The organism is Pseudoalteromonas sp. bablab_jr010 (genome assembly GCF_016464105.1).
Lineage (GTDB): Bacteria > Pseudomonadota > Gammaproteobacteria > Enterobacterales > Alteromonadaceae > Pseudoalteromonas > Pseudoalteromonas simplex.
In genome coordinates this window covers 1-17752 of the sequence record NZ_JACDWV010000149.1, presented here as the reverse complement: position 1 = coordinate 17752, position 17752 = coordinate 1, and the positions used below count along the sequence as shown (strand labels likewise).

Genomic DNA, 17752 nt, shown 5'->3' with positions numbered 1-17752 from the left:
ACTCAGCTTTAATCTGCCAGTAATTGATCAAATAAATCGAAAACCTTATCAAGCTCATCAATAGTGTTGTAATGCATACAACCAATGCGTACTACACCGCCGGTTTCTAATACACCTAACTGCTTACATAGACCTTGTGCATAAAAGTTACCGTCCCACACGCAAATATGCTGCTTACCTAAAAATTCAGACACAACGCGTGGCTCGATGCCTTCAACCGTTAAAGCAAAAGTCGGTGTGCGTGAAGCTACGCGCTCTAGATCATCAATACCAAATAACTTGATGCGTGGGTAATCAGCTAAACGCGTTAAGAAATGCTTACTTAATGCCATTTCATGCTGTTTAGTCATAGCAAATGCAGCAGCTAATTTATCTCGGCGTGAATGACTATCATCAAGTTCACTAATTGCAGCAATGTAATCAACAGCAGCAATTAAGCCAGCTAGCGCTTCAAAGCTTTGTGTACCTGTTTCCCAGCGACCTGGCGCAACATCTTTTGCAGGTTCAACTTTATATGGTGTGAAACCTTCAAGGTGCTCTCGTTTGCCATAGACAATACCAAGGTGAGGACCAAAGAACTTATATGCAGAGCAGGCTAAGAAGTCACAATCAAGTGCTTGTACGTCTACTAGCTCATGAGGTGCATAATGTACGGCATCAACATAAACTAGCGCACCAACAGCATGTGCAAGCTCAACGATGCGTTTAATGTCATTAATTGAACCAGTGGTGTTTGATGCATATGTCACAGCAACAAGCTTTGTTTTGCTAGATAAAAGGCTTTCAAAATGTGCCATATCTAGGCTGCAATCAGCTTCGTTGATAAGGGTAGTTTTTACTGTCGCGCCTTTATCTTCAGCAGCTTGCTGCCAAGATGATACGTTTGAGAAGTGATCAGCATTGGTGACAATAATTTCATCATCAGCAGTCCAATCACGTGAGATGGCACGACTAAAGCTAAACGTTAAGCTTGTCATGTTTGCACCAAACACGATTTGCTCTTTAGATGGCGCATTTAATAAATCGGCTGCAGCTTGGCGAGCATTTGCCATTAACTCTACCGTTTTATCACTTGAGAAAAATGCACCGCCTAAGTTTGAGTTGAAGTAACCCAAATATGCACTCATAGCGCTTAGAACTGACTGTGGTACTTGCGAGCCACCCGGACCATCAAGGAAAATCGGTGACTGACCTGCAACTTGTTGCATAAGTGCAGGGAACTGGCGACGTAATTGCGTTAAGTTCATGGTTTACCCTTACGCAGTTAGTACGAAGCAATCAAGGTAACCTTCTTTGCTTGCGTCTAATTTATTCATTGGTGTAGCGTTGTGCCATACTTCACGGTCATTAATCAGTGCGAACATGCCGTCTTTAATTTCCATTTTGAAACATGGTTCAGCTTGTTGGTGTTCATAAACAAGTAGCTCACCACCCTCTAGGTTTTCGTGTGATACACCACATACGCATACGTGATCAAAACCATCTTGGTGAACACCTTCAGGTGCAGCTGGAGTGTCGCTGTCGATCGCAAGCATTCTGAACTGATGAATTTCAATAACGCGATCATCACTGATACCCGTCATATCGCGAAATTGATTAACGATTTGCTTCATGCCATCAGTCGCTAATAAGCTATCTTCTAGATTTTCATAAGTACGCTCAACATTACCTTGGAAGGTATTGATTGAGTCATCTTGCACAAATGCTTTTGTTGGTTGTAGTTTTAATTCACCATCAACAACTTTGATTACTGAATAACGACGCTTACGAAATTCACCATCTGCGTATGGGTTTGCAGGTAGGTTAGCAAAAGAAGGCTTAACTGCGTCAATATGTGCTTGGCTTACAAAACGAAGCTGTAAAAGGTTCTGGTTGTTTAATGTAGTCATTTCGATCTCGCCTTAATACGTTGAGAATATTGGCGAGGATTTTAATGCAATTGGTAGGAAATTTTTGCGTTATTATGTAAACGCTGATGATGATTTATGTAGCTTTAAGATCGTATTTATAAATATTTTAGAAATTTTATCTAAAATAAAAAGCCCGCTAAAAGCGGGCTTTATTGTCATTTAATTTAGCTAAAATTAAACAGCTTGCTGAACGATTACTTTGTCTGCCTTTTTAGTGTATTGAGGCATACGGTGGAAGTTCAGGTAACGATAAGTATCAGCTGCAGTTGCATTGATCTTATCTGCATACTCTTGGTACTCAGCAGGTGTAGGTAGTTTACCTAAGATTGCCGCTACTGCTGCAAGCTCAGCTGATGCTAAGAATACGTTAGCGCCAGTACCAAGACGGTTAGGGAAGTTACGCGTAGAGGTAGAAACAACTGTTGCTTTATCAGCAACACGTGCTTGGTTACCCATACATAGTGAACACCCTGGCGTTTCGATACGTGCACCTACGCGACCAAAGATACCGTAGTAACCTTCGTCAGTAAGCTGGTCTTTGTCCATCTTCGTTGGTGGTGCAACCCAAAGTTGAGTTGGGATACGGCCACTGAAACCATCTAGTAGTTTACCTGCAGCACGGAAGTGACCGATGTTAGTCATACAAGAACCGATGAATACTTCGTCGATTTTCTCGCCTGTTACGTCTGAAAGAAGACGCGCATCATCTGGGTCATTTGGAGCACAAAGGATTGGCTCTTTGATGTCTGCAAGATCGATTTCAAGTACGTGCTTGTACTCTGCATCTGCATCAGCTTCCATAAGTTCTGGGTTAGCTAACCACTCTTGCATTGCTGTGATACGACGCTCAATAGTACGAACATCGCCGTAACCTTCAGAGATCATCCACTTAAGCATTACGATGTTTGACTCAAGGTATTCAGCGATAGACTCTTTAGAAAGTTTAACAGTACAACCTGCCGCTGAACGCTCAGCTGATGCATCAGAAAGTTCGAAAGCTTGCTCAACTGTTAGGTGCTCAACACCTTCGATTTCTAGTACGCGACCAGAGAATTCGTTGATCTTACCTTTCTTCTCAACTGTAAGAAGACCTTCTTTGATACCGTAGTAAGGGATAGCATGAACTAGGTCACGTAGTGTGATACCTGGCTGCATTTCACCTTTGAAACGTACTAAGATTGACTCAGGCATATCAAGAGGCATTACACCTGTTGCTGCTGCGAATGCTACCGCACCTGAACCCGCTGGGAATGAAATACCTAGAGGGAAACGAGTATGTGAGTCACCACCAGTACCTACTGTATCTGGTAATAACATACGGTTTAACCATGAGTGGATTACACCGTCACCAGGACGTAGTGATACACCGCCACGGTTCATGATGAAATCAGGAAGTGTGTGGTGAGTGTTTACGTCGATTGGCTTAGGATAAGCTGATGTATGACAGAAAGACTGCATTGTTAAGTCTGCAGAGAAACCTAAACACGCAAGGTCTTTAAGTTCGTCACGTGTCATAGGACCTGTTGTATCTTGCGAACCAACAGTTGTCATTTTCGGCTCACAGTATTGACCAGGACGTACGCCAGGCATGTTACATGCTTTACCAACCATCTTCTGAGCTAATGTGAAGCCTTTACCAGAGTCAGTTACAAGCGCTGGCTTACGGAAGATATCTTCTGCTTCCATACCTAGTGATGCACGCGCTTTATCAGTTAAACCACGACCAATGATCAGTGGAATACGACCACCAGCACGCACTTCATCAAGAATTACGTCTGATTTAAGAGAGAAAGTCGAGATTACTTCATCAGTACCGTGACGCTTAACAACACCTTCGTATGGGAAGATATCGATTTGGTCACCCATGTTTAGCTCATCAACAGGTAGTTCGATTGGTAATGCACCAGAGTCTTCCATTGTGTTGAAGAAGATAGGAGCGATTTTACCGCCTAAACATACACCACCAACGCGTTTGTTCGGTACGTGAGGAATATCATCACCCATGAACCAAAGTACAGAGTTAGTTGCAGATTTACGAGATGAACCCGTACCAACTACATCACCAACGTATGCAAGAGGTAAACCTTTCGTTTTAAGCTCTTCTAGTTGTGAGATTGGACCAACTTCACCTGGCTTTTCAGGATTGATACCATCACGTTCGTTCTTCAGCATTGCTAAAGCGTGTAGTGGAATATCAGGGCGAGACCATGCATCTGGAGCAGGTGAAAGATCATCAGTATTTGTTTCGCCAGTTACTTTGAATACGGTAACTGAGATTTTTTCAGCAACTGCAGGCTTGTTTACAAACCATTCTGCATTTGCCCAAGATTCGATTACTTGCTTAGCAAATTCGTTACCCGCTTTCGCTTTTTCTTCTACATCGTAGAAAGCATCGAACATTAATAATGTGTTTGATAAACCTTTAACAACGATTGGCGCTAACGCTTCGTCATCTAAAAGGTCAATCATAGGCGCGATGTTGTAACCGCCTAACATAGTACCAAGTAGCTCAGCTGCTTTTTCTTTTGATACAAGTGGAGAGCTCGCTTCACCTTTTGCAACTGCAGCCAAGAAACCTGCTTTGATGTAAGCAGCATCATCAACACCAGGTGGTACACGGTTAACTAGAAGATCAACGATAAACTCTTCTTCGCCTGCCGGTGGATTTTTGATTAATTCAATAAGATCAGCCGTTTGCTGAGCATCTAATGGCGCTGGTACGATACCTAACGCGGCACGTTCTTCTACGTGTTTACGATATTCTTGTAGCACAATATTGCCCTCTTGGTGACGTGAAAGTACTCGGTAGTATTAAGCTAAATACCAATTAAGACCCAGCACTTATAGTATTCTGACGGTTAATTATAAAGCTTTTAAGTATAGATGAAAATCCATGCTGTAAGTAAGGAGTTAAATATTCACTATAAATAACATGAATAGTACTAAAAAAAAACGCTATTCAAATGAATATTTATTAAGAATCATTCCTATCTTACCAATGCCTAGTACTTAGATAAGAAAAAACCCAGCACTAGGCTGGGTTTTCAAATTTGCGTAAAGGGTTAGATTAACGCTCTACTTTTACACGCTCAATTACAGTTACTTTCGCTTCAACACGACGGTTTTCAGCGTGAGCTTCTGGTGTGTTAGCTGGGTTTTTAAGACGCTCTTCACCCATACCAACAGTAGTTAGACGCATTGGATCAATGCCATCTTCGATTAGTTTCTTAGCAACCGCATCAGCACGTTTCTTAGATAACCACTTATTGTAGTCAGCTTTACCTACTGATGAAGAATGACCTTCAAGCACTACGTCAGTACCTGGGTGCTCTTTTAAGAATGCTGCTGCAGCATCAATATCATCTAGGTATTGTTGAGATACTTTAGATGTGTTGTTAGGGAACGTGATTAGTAAGCTCTTAGTTACTTCACGATCTTCATATAGCGTACAACCAGTGCCATCAACAGCGTCAGTCATTGGTGTATTTGCACATTGATCGTCTGCATCAGGGATATTATCGCCATCGCTATCTACTGGTTCTACAGCAACAGGAACAACCGTAGGAGCAGGCTCTACAGGCTCAGCTGGCGCGCTTTGAGCACCGAAGATGTAGCTAAGACCTAATTTAGCACCCACATCTGTATAACCACGGTCTAGACCTTGGTATAAAGACGTTTCTGCATTAAATGCGAAATGCTCTGTAAAGTAGTGTTGATAACCTGCACCCACATTAGCAAACATTAAATCTTCATCAACCGCATCAAGATTTTTTAAACCAAAAATACCGTAGAAAGGACCACCACCAAAGTGGTAAAGACCATCAATACCGTAACGCTTACCACTTTCTGAACCACTCATCGACGTACCGTCGTTTAATTCAGCTTTCCAGTCAAAATCCATATCAGCGTATTCTAGACGCGCACTCCAGTAATCACTGAAGCGGTAACCTAACTCTAGACCCCAGCCTGTTGAATCATCAACATCAAGACCGCCTGGTGCGTAGTCACGAACATTTTCCCATGAATTATCATAGTAATCGCCAAACGCACCAATATAAAAACCTTGCTTTTCAGCAGCGAAGCTAGAAGCACTTGTTGCAGCAAGAGCTAAAGCTATAGTTAGTGATTTTAGTTTCATGTTTCCTTCCCTTCCATTTAAGTAACTAAAGGCTGTGTAGCCTAAACTCTGTCAAGATAGATGATGAGTAATTAATCCAAACTTAATAAACTAAAACTACAATAAATTTGTTAATTTCAAAACACCACCTAAAAAAGTGACGTTTAGCACCGTCGAAATGCCTTAGAATGCCATACCAAATTAACAGTGCTCAAAAAAACTCTAATTTACCTAGTGATAATTACACGAGATAACAATAAGAACATAGTACAATAATCACCCATTTGCTGCGATGATTCAAATCAATATAAGTGTACCTTATTTTTATACCATGCCGTATACCTTTAAGAGTATCGCGTTTATTAAAAAAGTAAATGCGTTTTTAAGGTATAAAAAAAGCTGAACCATAAAAATAGTTCAGCTTTAATCTCAAGATTATTAATAAATTACAGTAAGCTAATAGTAATCTATTACTTACGCATAACCTTTACACGTTCAACCGTACTAATTTGTGCTTCAACACGACGATTTTCTGCATGCGCTTCAAGCGTATATGCTTTGTTCTTCAGGCGTTCTTCACCATAACCAACCGTAGAGATTCTATCTGATGAGATACCGTCTTTAACTAACTCTTCAGCTACATCTTTAGCACGTTTTTCAGAAAGCTTCATGTTGTAATCCGCATCACCAACTGCTGATGCATGACCTTCAAGAACAACTGATGTGCCTTCGTTTTCTTTCATAAATGCTGCAACATCAGCAATATCGCTGAAGTATTTATTTGGTACTTCTGCAACATCATGCGGGAAAGTAACTAGTAAAGTGATTGTTGCCTCTTTTTCTTCATAAAGAGTACAGCCCTTGCTATCTACCGCATCAGTCATTGGTGTATTTGCGCATTGGTCATCAGCGTCCATTACGCCATCGTTATCGCTATCTGTAGGTCCACTTACTACAGGAGCTGGCTCAACAGGAGCCGCAGAGCTGCTTTGATTACCAAAGATATAGCTTAAACCTAACTTAGCACCCACATCGGTGTAACCACGATCAAGGCCTTGGTACAAAGAAGTTTCGGCATTGAAAGCAAAGTTATCTGTGAAGTAGTGTTGGTAGCCAGCACCAACGTTTGCAAACATTAAATCCTCATCAACAGCATCAAGGTTTTTCAAACCAAAAATACCGTAGAATGGGCCACCACCGAAGTGATATAAACCATCAATACCGTAACGCTTACCACTTTCAGAACCGCTCATCGATGTGCCATCGTTTAGTTCAGCGGTCCAGTCAAAATCCATATCAGCATATTCTAAGCGAGCACTCCAGTAATCGCTAAAGCGATAACCCAGCTCTAAACCCCAGCCTGTTGAATCATCAACATCAAGGCCGCCTGGTGCGTAATCGCGAACATTTTCCCATGAATTATCATAGTAATCGCCAAATGCGCCGATATAAAAACCTTGTTTCTCAGCAGCAAATGTTGAAGCACTAGTTGCAGCAAGTGCCAAAGCTATAGTCAGTGATTTCAGTTTCATTGTTTCCTTCCCATTTTCATAATAAAGCTCGTAAGAGCTCGTATTTTTTGAGTAATCAAAACTTTAACAATACAAAAAACGATTAGTTACTTTGCATTGACATTCAACTTATTAATTAATCCATAACTATTAAGGTACCAATAATAGCCTAGCCTAATTTCGTAGATAAGCGATTAAATGTATGACCAAACCAGCTTCGAATACCGTATGAGATCATCTTTTAAAGCAATAGATTAGCCTAAAATCTATAATACCACCGCCTATTAGAGCGCTCAATCAGCATACAGTTAAATTCAATAAATAGGAATTTTCCTAGTTAATTTAAATGACTAGGTCCCACAAAAAGTTTGATAATTTTTATCATAATCTTTTGGGGCCTGAAGCCATTCAAAGTGACGCTCATCGTAAACATATGGATCGTTAAATGCTTCTAAAAAGGCGTCTTTTAATGAACTTTCTCCCGATGCTTCGTATTCCGCTAGGATCATTTCAATAGTATGATTACGTGGAATGACTGCAGGATTAACAGCGCGCATAGTTTCATAACTTTTAGACGAAATCCTCACGTTCCACTTTTTATGCCACTCTTTTAAACTAGTTGGAATTGCGAAATCCGCAAGTAAAGATTCAGTCAGAGCATTGAAAGTATTAGTATAATCGAGCTGATGTTGCTTCATTAAACCTAGCAACTCTGAAACTAAAGCATGATCGCCTTCGTGCTGACCAGCTAATCCTAATTTCTGCTGCCACATAGTATTAAATGCATCATTAAATTTAGCTGCAAAGCCATTTACAACCGGTGAGAGTTGTTCGACGGCACTCTCTTGATCAGCAAATAACGGAATTAAGCTTTCAGCCAAGCGTGCAATATTCCAATTAGCAATATTCGGTTGATTTCCAAATGCATAACGCCCTTGATGGTCAATCGAACTAAATACCGTGTCTAGGTCAAACTGATTCATCATCGCACAAGGGCCATAGTCAATGGTTTCACCACTAATCAAGGTATTATCTGTGTTCATCACACCGTGTATAAAGCCAATTCGCATCCAACTGATAACCAGCTCTATTTGCTTATCGAGTACAGCAGTTAAAAACTCAATATAACGCTGCTCATCCGTACTGCTAATGTAAGGAAAATGACAATTAATTGCGTAATCAACGAGCTTCTCTAGCCCTTCTATATCACCTTGTGTAGCTAAGTATTGAAATGAACCAACACGGATGTGACTTTGAGCTAGGCGAGTAACAACTGCCCCCGGGCGTGGTGGCTGACGATATACCGTTTCGCCAGTTGTAACCACAGCTAAGCAGCGCGTAGTTGCGATGCCAAGCGCATGAAGTGCCTCACTCATAATGTACTCTCGAACAGCTGGACCAATGGCACAGCGACCATCACCACCGCGCGAGAACACTGTTGCTCCAGCGCCTTTTAGCTGCAAGTCCCACAATGTGCCATCTTTATCTGCAATAGCACCAAGTAAATGCGCTCTACCATCACCAAGACGCGGTGAAAAATGACCAAATTGATGACCTGAGTAACCAAGAGCAACCGGCGCAACGTCGTTATCTATCGTTGAACCAGATAGCATTTTAGCTAAAAATTCGCTGTCGTGTTTAATTGCGAAATTATCAGCTAGCTTGTCATTAAATAGCAGTAATTGCGGCTCGGCAACGGCGCTCGGCATATCCTTGATAGCAAGTAGTTCACTAATATCTGTGTATCGAGTTTGCAGTTTCATAACTGTCCTTAACGTGTTGCGACACCCACACGATTATCGCCTACACCATAGGCCACTAGTTGGCTTAGTGCCTGCAGGCTGTAACCGCTTTGCTGTTGTAATTCGTTGAAAAAATCTTGCGCTGCTTGCAGTGACTTTTTAGTTTGTAAGCCGCCATCTATCAACTCATGGGCACGCAAATAGGCTTCTACATCCCGAGAAAGTAAAAAAGTATCTTTACCAAGCGCTCGTAAAGCGTATGGGCCAGTATTTCCCCCTAAACGCGCACCATGCTTTTTAAGATAAGCCCACAAACCAATAATATTGTCAGTAGGCCAATCTGCAATAAATTGGCTAAAGCTGCCATGCTTCTCAGCAACTTCGTGGATCATGTACGCATTTTCTGGGATCGTTTGTACTTTTTTAAAATTACGAACAATTCGCTCATCACTGGCTTTTTGCTCGAGCATATCTGGCGGCATCATCAACAATTTTTCTACACTGAAATCCCAAAACACATCACGAAAACCAGCCCATTTATTATTGATAACAGACCAATAAAAACCGCTTTGAAAGACTTTACGCGTGAACTCTTCTAACCATAAATCGTCATGCATTTTAGCAATATCAGCATCGTCGAGCGGGTTTGATAACAGTGCTTGCAGCATTTCTTCACTGCCCTTTCGAGATACGGCTCGTTGATAAATATCGTTAAATTTTTCCATCATTTTTCCAATTGATTTGGTTAGCGCTAAGTGTACGTAAAAACACGGTTATACGTAACCATGTTGCAAATTCGGTCACTAAAAAACAAATTCCTCGCCTTGACACCTAGACGGCTAAAATGCTTTAATCGCTGCAAATACCCTATTTAACTATGTTGGCTTTAACCTTTAAAGCGAGCATAAAGGGCTGGAAGAGGTGCGTTATTCAGGTAGCGTATGGGAAGAGCACAGACTCTGTTGATCATACGTGAGGGGAATTAACGCCGAGAAGTAACACCGTTTGTGAGGTGCTTATTTCGGGCGACTGGGCTGAATCCCAGCGACTGTCACCAACAATAGCAAAGTGCTATTGATTAGTTTGGTGGAGAGCTTCTGGTCTTAGTATAATAAGGCCGTCGCGTCTTTATTATTTTAAGCCCATTCGCTCTTCGAATTATACCTTGTTCGAACGACGACATGCGGCTCCATTCAAATGTTCCCGCATAAACTCTTCGAATACCTTATAAGTTCGTGAGAGATGATCAACAATTTTGATTTAAACGACTATCCATTATGGACAGCGCTTGTCACGCCATTTTCTGAATCTGGCGAGGTCGATTACACGGCCCTTGAACAACTGGTCGCGGAGCAGCAAGATGCAAATAACGGCATTTTATTGCTTGGCAGTACCGGTGAAGGACTAGCGCTTTCACTCAAAGAGCAACAAGCCATCGTTGAGCATGTTTGCCAATTAGCACCGAGTGTACCACTCATGGTTGCTGTGGGCGGCATGAACCTCAAGCAACAAGTTGCTTGGGTTGAATACTGCAACCAACTACCTATTCATGGCTATCTACTGGGCTCACCTCTGTATGCAAAACCAGGGGTTGTTGGCCAAACACATTGGTTTGAAAGCCTACTAAACGCAAGTAACCACCCTTGTATGCTGTATAACGTACCTGGACGCAGTGCAGTTGAGATTTCACCGCAGGTGATCAAAAACCTTGCTGATCACAAAAATCTTTGGGCTTTAAAAGAAGCCAGTGGCGACATTAGCAAATTTGAAGGCTTTAGAACGGCATCGCCAACACTGGCCATATTTAGTGGCGACGATGCACTTATGCCGTATTTTGCTCAAGCTGGAGCAAAAGGTTTAGTTTCGGTTGCCGCGAATGCTTGGCCGACTCAAACCCATGAGTTTGTTAAACGCAGTTTAAGTGGTCAATACCCAAATCTATTCACCGATTGGTCGCAAGCGATTCAAAGTTTATTCGCTGTGGCAAATCCAATCCCCGTAAAAGTACTGATGCACCTGCAAGGTAAAATAAATACCCCGCATTTACGTCCGCCGCTTACGCATTTAGAGCTTGAGCAAACAGACAGCATCACCCACGCAAACAACACAATTTTATCTTGGAACTAAAAACAGGTTTTATCATGAGCTGGTTAGAATTATTAAACAACTTAGAATCAGGCGCAGTTCGCGCGGCAACACAAGACGAGAACGGCAACTGGCACGCCAATGTTGAAGTTAAACAAGGCATTTTAGAAGCCTTTAAAAATGGCACAAACACTGAGTTCCCGGGTGGTTTTGTTGATAAGCACAACTTAGCTCCACAAGGCTTTGCAGCCGATGCTGGCGTGCGTATGGTACCAGGTGGTAGCAGTGTTCGTCGTGGCGCACACGTTGCTAAAGGCACCATTATCATGCCACCAGCATATGTAAATATTGGCGCGTTCATCGACGAAGGCACGATGGTCGACAGCCACGCATTAGTGGGTTCATGTGCACAAGTGGGTAAAAATGTTCATCTAAGTGCAGCAGTACAATTAGGTGGTGTGCTTGAGCCAATTGGTGCCAGCCCTGTGGTTATTGAAGATGACGCATTCATCGGTGCAGGCTGCGTTATTGTTGAAGGTGTGGTTGTGAAAAAAGGTGCTGTACTTGCGCCGGGTGTACGCTTATCTGCAACTATTCCTGTCTACGATTGCGTTAACGAACGCCAGCTAGACAAAGGTGAAGCCATCCCAGAAAACGCGATTGTGATCCCAGGCTCTCGCCCAGCTTCAAATGCATGGGCTCGTGAACAAGGTCTTAGCATGTCGTGTGCATTGATCGTGAAATACCGTGATGAACAAAGCGATGCATCATTACTGTTAGAAGAGGTTTTACGTTAATGAGCTTTTTGAGCACGCCCATCAAGCAAGCGGTTGAGCAAGTTTCAACGCATCTTGATACGCCATTTTTTATCTATGATTTAGATAAATTAACTGCACATTTAAATCAACTGACTGCGCAAACCGATGTGAAACTTTGGTATGCCGTTAAGGCCAACCCGTTGTCTCGCATTATTCAATGTTTAGACAGCGCAGGATTTAACTTTGATGTTGCAAGTAAAGGTGAACTTGAGCAAGTACTTGCCCAAGGCATCGATAGCGAGCGCGTGCTCAACACTGGGCCTGCAAAGAGCCCTAAACAAATTTCACATTTTATTGCTCGCGGCGTACGTACTTTTGTCGCCGAGAGCATTAACCAAGTGCGCTGGTTAAACGAACAAGCAACAAAAACAAATTGTCAGCTGCAAGTGCTATTGCGTGTTCAACTTCGTTGGCCAGACAGCGAAAAGAATCCACTTGGCGGCGATAGCCTTACTCCTTTTGGTTTGGGCTGCGATGAGTGGCAAGCACTCACTGCAAGTGATTACCCAGCTCTTAGCTTTGATGGTCTGCATATTTTCCAATGGGGCAATATGCTGAGCACTGACAAGCTCGCCGAGCTATGGCGCGCAATGATTGCGCCACTGCAACAGCTAGCACGCTCATTAAACATTAATCTTAATATTCTCGATTTAGGGGGTGGCTTAGGCATTCCTTATACTCAAAGTGCTAACCGACTCGATTGGTCTGCACTTATTGAGACTTTGGCTAGCATTAAAGCAGATGCCGGTGTCAAAGAGCTTTGGATGGAACTTGGCCGCTATGCGGTGGGCGAATGCGGCCATTACGCAACGCCAGTTGTTGAGCGTAAAGTAAATTACAATCAACAGCAGGTGATTTTATCAGGCGGTATTAACCATTTACTTCGCCCAGCTGTGACAAGCCAAGATTTCCCTGCGGCCTTACTTCGCGAATCGACGGCTGAGCCTGCGGCAATGACTTTATACGGCCCGCTTTGCACCGCCCTTGATTGCTTAGGTGAGCACCAATTAGCGAGCGATTTAAATGAGCAAGACTGGTTGGTATTCAGCCAATGTGGCGCATATGGCTTTACCGAAAGTATGCCGTACTTTTTATGCCACGAATTAGCGGCTGAATACATCCTTGAACAAGGCAATATTGAGTGCATTCGTAGCGCTGAAGATGCCAGCTATTATTTAAGGTAATCGCCATGAGTAAAGAATTAATCAGCCAAGAGAATATTGTGGTTGGCGAGATTGCCAACGGCCTACCTCTGACAATCCCAGTGTATCGCTTAAAAGGGGATGGCACAGGCCCAAACGTGTATATACAAGCCAATATGCACGGCGCTGAAGTACAAGGTAATGCAGTAATTTATCAATTGCTTGAGCAGCTAAAATCACTCAAGCTGCGTGGCGATATTACCCTAGTTCCTTATGCTAACCCTATTGGTTGCAACCAAAAATCAGGTGAGTTTACTTTAGGTCGCTTCGATCCAATTACGGGCACCAACTGGAACCGCATGTACCGCTTTAATAAAGCGTTACCGTCACAGATTGCTGAACAGCACAAAGACTGTGATGATGCGACCCTTAAAGCGGCGTTTAAACAGGCACTCGTTGCTGACATCGATAGTCAATTAACGGGCCCTGATTACAGCCTAACAACGGGTAAGCGTATTGCCCTTAACTTGCAAAAGCTTGCCCATCAGGCAGATATTGTTTTAGACCTTCACACGGGGCCTATCTCAAGTAAGCACTTATATTGCCCTGAATACGCCAAAGAAAGCGCGAGCTACTTTAACATCGAACATGTGTTATTGATCCCAAGTGATTTTGATGGCGCGATGGATGAAGCGAGTTTCTGTCCATGGTGGTCACTGTCTGAAGAGCTTGGTAAACAAGGCCGTGAATTCGCTGTCCAAATCGAAGCATTCACCGTTGAGCTAGGTAGCCAAGAAAAAATCGATTTAAGTGCAGCACTCGATGATGCAAATAGCATTTTAAGTTACCTCAATCACAAAGAGGTATTAGTTGATGCTGCATATCATCCTAAAGCGATGACACGCTATGCCTGCATGCTTGAAGATTATGTAGCTTACTATGCACCTATGGGTGGCATGGTTGAATACCTTGCCCCACTGGGCGGCCATATTAAAGCTGGTGAGCCTATCGCCCATATTTTAAGAATGGAGCGCTACCTTTCTGAGCAGCCGCTACAAACATTAAGTTTTGATAAAGACGCCATTGCTATTTTGCATTTTGCTTCAGCAAGCGTGAATCAAGGTACCGAACTTTATAAGTTTTTTACCAACGTATTTAAGCTATAAGCTCATCCCTTCTCATTGCGTGAGAGTCAACGGCTTATGCTCTTAGGCCGTTACAGCAGGGCTCCAAGCTTAGCTTGGGGCTCTCTATTTACCTAAAATTTCAACAATTCAGTACAAGTTCACGGTTACTTATGTAAAAATCGTTATAATTATACCTACTTACAAGTCTACTGAAAGGGAACTGCAATGGGATGGCGCATTTGGCTGGCAGCCGCTGGCTTATTTTCTGTACCTGTATTTGCTCAAACTGAACAACCACAAACTAACGAACAAGATGATGCACTAGAACTCGTAAAGCAGTGTATTTTGAACGAAGCTATTGGCGGTGACGGCAAGCAAACACTTGAAGAACTTCGTAAAAAGTGCTCTGATTTAGATGAAAGCAAAAAGCTCACCGCTTTAGACAAACGTAAAGCGCGTGAAGAAGTAAGTAAGAAAAACCGTAATGTGATCACCCCACATAAGCGTAACTATATTTTACCGCTTTCTTACGTATCTAATCCGAATGAGCGCCCTTTTGATGGCCTAAAAGACCTCGCTGAAGAAGTCGATGGCGAGCCACTTGATAATCTTGAAGTAAAATATCAATTATCAATCAAAGTGCCTATCTTCGAAGGCTTCTCAGATAAAGACCAAGGCGTATTTTTTGCATTTACCATGCAATCGTTTTGGCAGTTTTATAACAAAGATATTTCATCGCCGTTTCGTGAAACAAACTACGAACCAGAGATCTTCTGGGTGAACTATCTTGATCCTGAGCATGTGCTTTGGGGCGATGAGATGGCGATTGCAATTGGTGCTTCACATCAATCTAATGGCCGCAGCCAGCCTAATTCACGTTCGTGGAACCGCATTTATGCTGACTTCTTATGGGAAAAAGATGGCTTTGTATTTAGCTTTAAGCCTTGGTACCGCATTCCTGAAGATAAAAAAGATGATGAACTAGAAGCTAAAGGTGATGACAACCCTGATATCTACAAATACATGGGTTACTTTGAATTCTCGGGTGCATACCGTTACAACGAGCATGAGTTTAGCTTTATGACCCGTAATAACTTAAATTCAGATAACCGTGGTGCAATTCAATTAGATTGGTCTTTCCCTCTTTGGGGCAGATTACGTGGTTATGCACAATACTTTAATGGTTATGGTGAGAGCTTGATTGATTACAACGCCGATATTGAACGTTTTGGTGTGGGTATTCTGTTAACCGACTTGCTTTAATTGTTATTTTAACTGACTTGCTTTAACTTAAAGAGCGAGCTTTAGTTAGCTCGCTCTGAATATTCGTTATTTTTTAACGATGAAGTGACCTTCAAATTCTGCTACTAGCACATCACCATCGTACACATTCACTGGCACATGGTAGCTTGCTTTGCCATTGTCCTCTAGCTCCGCCAACTTGCCTTTACAGCCAGCCAACTCAACACTCCCGCGAGGATCGTTATTCAGTGGTTTAAGATATTTAATGTTGGCATCTGCTAACACGATATTCCCTTCAAGGCCAGCTTCTTTAAGCGCTAGGTAAGTTGCGCCCCAGCCTGTTAAGGTCGCTAAACTATAAATCGAGCCGGCAAACATAGTGTTATGAAGATTTAAGTTCGCATCTAGATCAGCGCGCGTAGTAAACTGCCAATCGGTGTAGCTTTCTACTTTAATTCCCATTGCATCACTGATAGGGATCGACTCACGCCACGTATTTTGCAGTACTTGTGTCCAGTTTGGATGACGGAACCAACCCGGCTCAGAGGGTTTTTGTTTTACCATTTTCCAATGCTGTACATCGTCATAGGCAAGGTGTGCTTTTTCTTTTAATTCGTAGCCATGACGCTTATAAAAATCAAGGGCTCGCTCACGAGCAAACAATACCAGTTCATCTGCATCTTGAGTCCATGCGATTTTTTCTAATTCATGTAATAAACGGCTACCAATATGCTGGTTACGATTACCTTCAGCAACCGCCATATAACGAACTTGCGCTTGCTGATGATTATTAAAATGCAGGCGAGCTACGCCTAATACTTCGCCATCATTATTTTTGATAAAGCGGTGCTCTGCGTCTTGCTCTAAGTCATCTTGTTCAGAACCGCGCGGCTCGCCCCAGGGTGCTCTTAAAACCTGCCAACGTAATGAATAGTACGCTTGCCAATCTTCGCTGCTTTGCGGGGTGGTCACTTTAAACATAAAAACTCCTGTGATAATTCAGCCACGGGTCTGTTGTTTTTCTGTCGTGGCCTTTGCAATGCGAATTACGATACGCGATCTTCTATCAAGTTGGAATAATACTTTGGTGACCCAGCCTAAATTATTATTCACAGCTGTAAAAACCAATGCACAATTGCACTTTATGCTTACTGGTCTATGCTGAAATAATTGTCTAATTATTATAATAACACGCTAAAGGCCCGAAATATGGAACATTTTCTTGAACCCAGTGGCGCAGTAAAACATAGTTTTATTGAGGACTGTCACCGATTAGGGCAGCTCATTTATTGGCATAAACAAGGCAATTACAGTATTCAAGTTAGGCAACTTAACCAATTACGCTGGTTACTGATCAACGAAACTCTGCAATCGGTCATTGAAAAACGCCGACCTGCCAGATTACTTTTCCCTCATTTACAATACCTTGCAAAGCTTTGGCAAGACTTAGAGGAACCGAAAAAGATTTTAGAATTAGGCCTAGGCGGTGGTGCTATTCGTAACTACTTACAGCACACCTACCCTGATAGCCAACTGACATCGGTTGATAAAAACCCCGACATAATTCACTGCTATAAACGTTACTTTGGTGGCGACCATGCCAATAACCTGCACTGTTTTGATGCGCAGCAAGTATTAGAGCAAAACAACGAATACAATTGGATCATCTTAGATTTATTCAGTGAGGTAGATGCACCATTATTTTTATACAAGCACCTGTTTTACACCAAACTAAGAGCAGCGATGGCAAAAGATGGCTTGTTGTTCATTAATTTTTTATCCAATCACCCATCGCAACTAAAACAACTTGAGCACCTGCTAATCACCGAGTTTGGCAAGCGCCCAAGCATTGTAAAAATCCCCGACTACGTGAATCATATCGTGATGATCAAAAAATAAAAATACTTATACCAATCCGCTTAATTAAGTAGTCTATTTTGAGGCAATAAAACCTCGTTGATAACAAGGCAAAAATTTCGTTATTTAGTTGTTCTAAATGAGAAATTTTTAACGCAGTTAGCGACAGGTTTAATCCCTCAAAATGATTAAGTATTATTG

Annotated in this window: 14 protein-coding genes and 1 riboswitch; of the genes, 6 read left to right on the top strand and 8 right to left on the bottom strand. The window is 42.3% G+C overall.

Translation table 11 applies throughout. The annotated features are described in order from the left end of the window. Nucleotides 1–8: 8 nt before the first annotated feature. From JIG37_RS15405 to JIG37_RS15375, 7 genes are all read right to left on the bottom strand, one after another. Nucleotides 9–1247: a cysteine desulfurase-like protein gene (locus JIG37_RS15405; RefSeq protein WP_199529775.1), complete on the bottom strand. Its 1239-nt coding sequence runs from the start codon at nucleotides 1245–1247 to the stop codon at nucleotides 9–11. A gap of 9 nt (nucleotides 1248–1256) precedes the next feature. After that, nucleotides 1257–1889, bottom strand: coding sequence for a 2OG-Fe dioxygenase family protein (locus tag JIG37_RS15400; protein ID WP_054552412.1), 633 nt, complete (start codon nucleotides 1887–1889; stop codon nucleotides 1257–1259). Between the two features lie 195 nt (nucleotides 1890–2084). Beyond that, a complete protein-coding gene (acnB, locus tag JIG37_RS15395) occupies nucleotides 2085–4682 on the bottom strand; it encodes a bifunctional aconitate hydratase 2/2-methylisocitrate dehydratase (protein WP_054552411.1) in 2598 nt (865 codons plus the stop codon). 295 nt (nucleotides 4683–4977) lie between these two features. After that, entirely contained in the window at nucleotides 4978–6048 is a 1071-nt protein-coding gene (locus tag JIG37_RS15390; protein WP_054552410.1) for an OmpA family protein, read from the bottom strand. 449 nt (nucleotides 6049–6497) lie between these two features. Continuing rightward, the gene (locus JIG37_RS15385) at nucleotides 6498–7559 is read right to left on the bottom strand and encodes an OmpA family protein (protein ID WP_199529774.1); all 1062 of its coding nucleotides are present in this window, start codon (nucleotides 7557–7559) and stop codon (nucleotides 6498–6500) included. A 329-nt stretch (nucleotides 7560–7888) separates the two neighbouring features. Continuing rightward, a complete protein-coding gene (locus JIG37_RS15380) occupies nucleotides 7889–9301 on the bottom strand; it encodes a protein adenylyltransferase SelO family protein (protein WP_199529773.1) in 1413 nt (470 codons plus the stop codon). Nucleotides 9302–9309: 8 nt separating this feature from the next. Continuing rightward, entirely contained in the window at nucleotides 9310–10005 is a 696-nt protein-coding gene (locus JIG37_RS15375) for a DNA-3-methyladenine glycosylase I (RefSeq protein WP_054552407.1), read from the bottom strand. A gap of 183 nt (nucleotides 10006–10188) precedes the next feature. Further along, nucleotides 10189–10385, top strand: a riboswitch (Lysine riboswitch). 137 nt (nucleotides 10386–10522) lie between these two features. On the opposite strand from JIG37_RS15375, the gene dapA reads away from it, so the two are divergent. The 5 genes from dapA (at nucleotide 10523) to JIG37_RS15350 (ending at nucleotide 15715) form a co-directional block, all read left to right on the top strand. After that, complete coding sequence (gene dapA / locus JIG37_RS15370) at nucleotides 10523–11407, top strand: 4-hydroxy-tetrahydrodipicolinate synthase (protein WP_199529772.1); 885 nt, start codon at nucleotides 10523–10525, stop codon at nucleotides 11405–11407. A gap of 14 nt (nucleotides 11408–11421) precedes the next feature. Continuing rightward, nucleotides 11422–12162 carry a 2,3,4,5-tetrahydropyridine-2,6-dicarboxylate N-succinyltransferase gene (locus JIG37_RS15365; protein WP_054552405.1) on the top strand — a complete coding sequence of 247 codons (741 nt, stop codon included), beginning with the start codon at nucleotides 11422–11424 and terminating at the stop codon, nucleotides 12160–12162. Continuing rightward, entirely contained in the window at nucleotides 12162–13367 is a 1206-nt protein-coding gene (locus JIG37_RS15360) for a PLP-dependent decarboxylase (protein WP_187489516.1), read from the top strand. The genes JIG37_RS15365 and JIG37_RS15360 overlap by 1 nt, the downstream gene beginning before the upstream one ends. A 5-nt stretch (nucleotides 13368–13372) precedes the next feature. Beyond that, nucleotides 13373–14491 carry a succinylglutamate desuccinylase/aspartoacylase family protein gene (locus tag JIG37_RS15355; protein WP_199529771.1) on the top strand — a complete coding sequence of 373 codons (1119 nt, stop codon included), beginning with the start codon at nucleotides 13373–13375 and terminating at the stop codon, nucleotides 14489–14491. A gap of 186 nt (nucleotides 14492–14677) precedes the next feature. After that, the gene (locus JIG37_RS15350; RefSeq protein ID WP_138602473.1) at nucleotides 14678–15715 is read left to right on the top strand and encodes a phospholipase A; all 1038 of its coding nucleotides are present in this window, start codon (nucleotides 14678–14680) and stop codon (nucleotides 15713–15715) included. A gap of 66 nt (nucleotides 15716–15781) precedes the next feature. Here JIG37_RS15350 and JIG37_RS15345 read toward each other — a convergent pair whose 3' ends face one another. Next, a complete protein-coding gene (locus JIG37_RS15345; RefSeq protein WP_054552401.1) occupies nucleotides 15782–16675 on the bottom strand; it encodes a bifunctional GNAT family N-acetyltransferase/hotdog fold thioesterase in 894 nt (297 codons plus the stop codon). 228 nt (nucleotides 16676–16903) lie between these two features. Here JIG37_RS15345 and JIG37_RS15340 point away from each other — a divergent pair, with 228 nt between their 5' ends. Next, entirely contained in the window at nucleotides 16904–17593 is a 690-nt protein-coding gene (locus JIG37_RS15340; protein ID WP_138602475.1) for an SAM-dependent methyltransferase, read from the top strand. The last annotated feature ends 159 nt before the right edge of the window (nucleotides 17594–17752 follow it).

Bases quoted from the DNA above. Each gene is read 5' to 3' on its own strand.
- JIG37_RS15405 (WP_199529775.1), bottom strand. From the start codon at position 1,247: ATGAACTTAACGCAATTACGTCGCCAGTTCCCTGCACTTATGCAACAA.
- JIG37_RS15400 (WP_054552412.1), bottom strand. From the start codon at position 1,889: ATGACTACATTAAACAACCAGAACCTTTTACAGCTTCGTTTTGTAAGC.
- JIG37_RS15390 (WP_054552410.1), bottom strand. From the start codon at position 6,048: ATGAAACTAAAATCACTAACTATAGCTTTAGCTCTTGCTGCAACAAGT.
- JIG37_RS15385 (WP_199529774.1), bottom strand. From the start codon at position 7,559: ATGAAACTGAAATCACTGACTATAGCTTTGGCACTTGCTGCAACTAGT.
- JIG37_RS15380 (WP_199529773.1), bottom strand. From the start codon at position 9,301: ATGAAACTGCAAACTCGATACACAGATATTAGTGAACTACTTGCTATC.
- JIG37_RS15375 (WP_054552407.1), bottom strand. From the start codon at position 10,005: ATGGAAAAATTTAACGATATTTATCAACGAGCCGTATCTCGAAAGGGC.
- dapA (WP_199529772.1), top strand. From the start codon at position 10,523: ATGATCAACAATTTTGATTTAAACGACTATCCATTATGGACAGCGCTT.
- JIG37_RS15365 (WP_054552405.1), top strand. From the start codon at position 11,422: ATGAGCTGGTTAGAATTATTAAACAACTTAGAATCAGGCGCAGTTCGC.
- JIG37_RS15360 (WP_187489516.1), top strand. From the start codon at position 12,162: ATGAGCTTTTTGAGCACGCCCATCAAGCAAGCGGTTGAGCAAGTTTCA.
- JIG37_RS15355 (WP_199529771.1), top strand. From the start codon at position 13,373: ATGAGTAAAGAATTAATCAGCCAAGAGAATATTGTGGTTGGCGAGATT.
- JIG37_RS15350 (WP_138602473.1), top strand. From the start codon at position 14,678: ATGGGATGGCGCATTTGGCTGGCAGCCGCTGGCTTATTTTCTGTACCT.
- JIG37_RS15345 (WP_054552401.1), bottom strand. From the start codon at position 16,675: ATGTTTAAAGTGACCACCCCGCAAAGCAGCGAAGATTGGCAAGCGTAC.
- JIG37_RS15340 (WP_138602475.1), top strand. From the start codon at position 16,904: ATGGAACATTTTCTTGAACCCAGTGGCGCAGTAAAACATAGTTTTATT.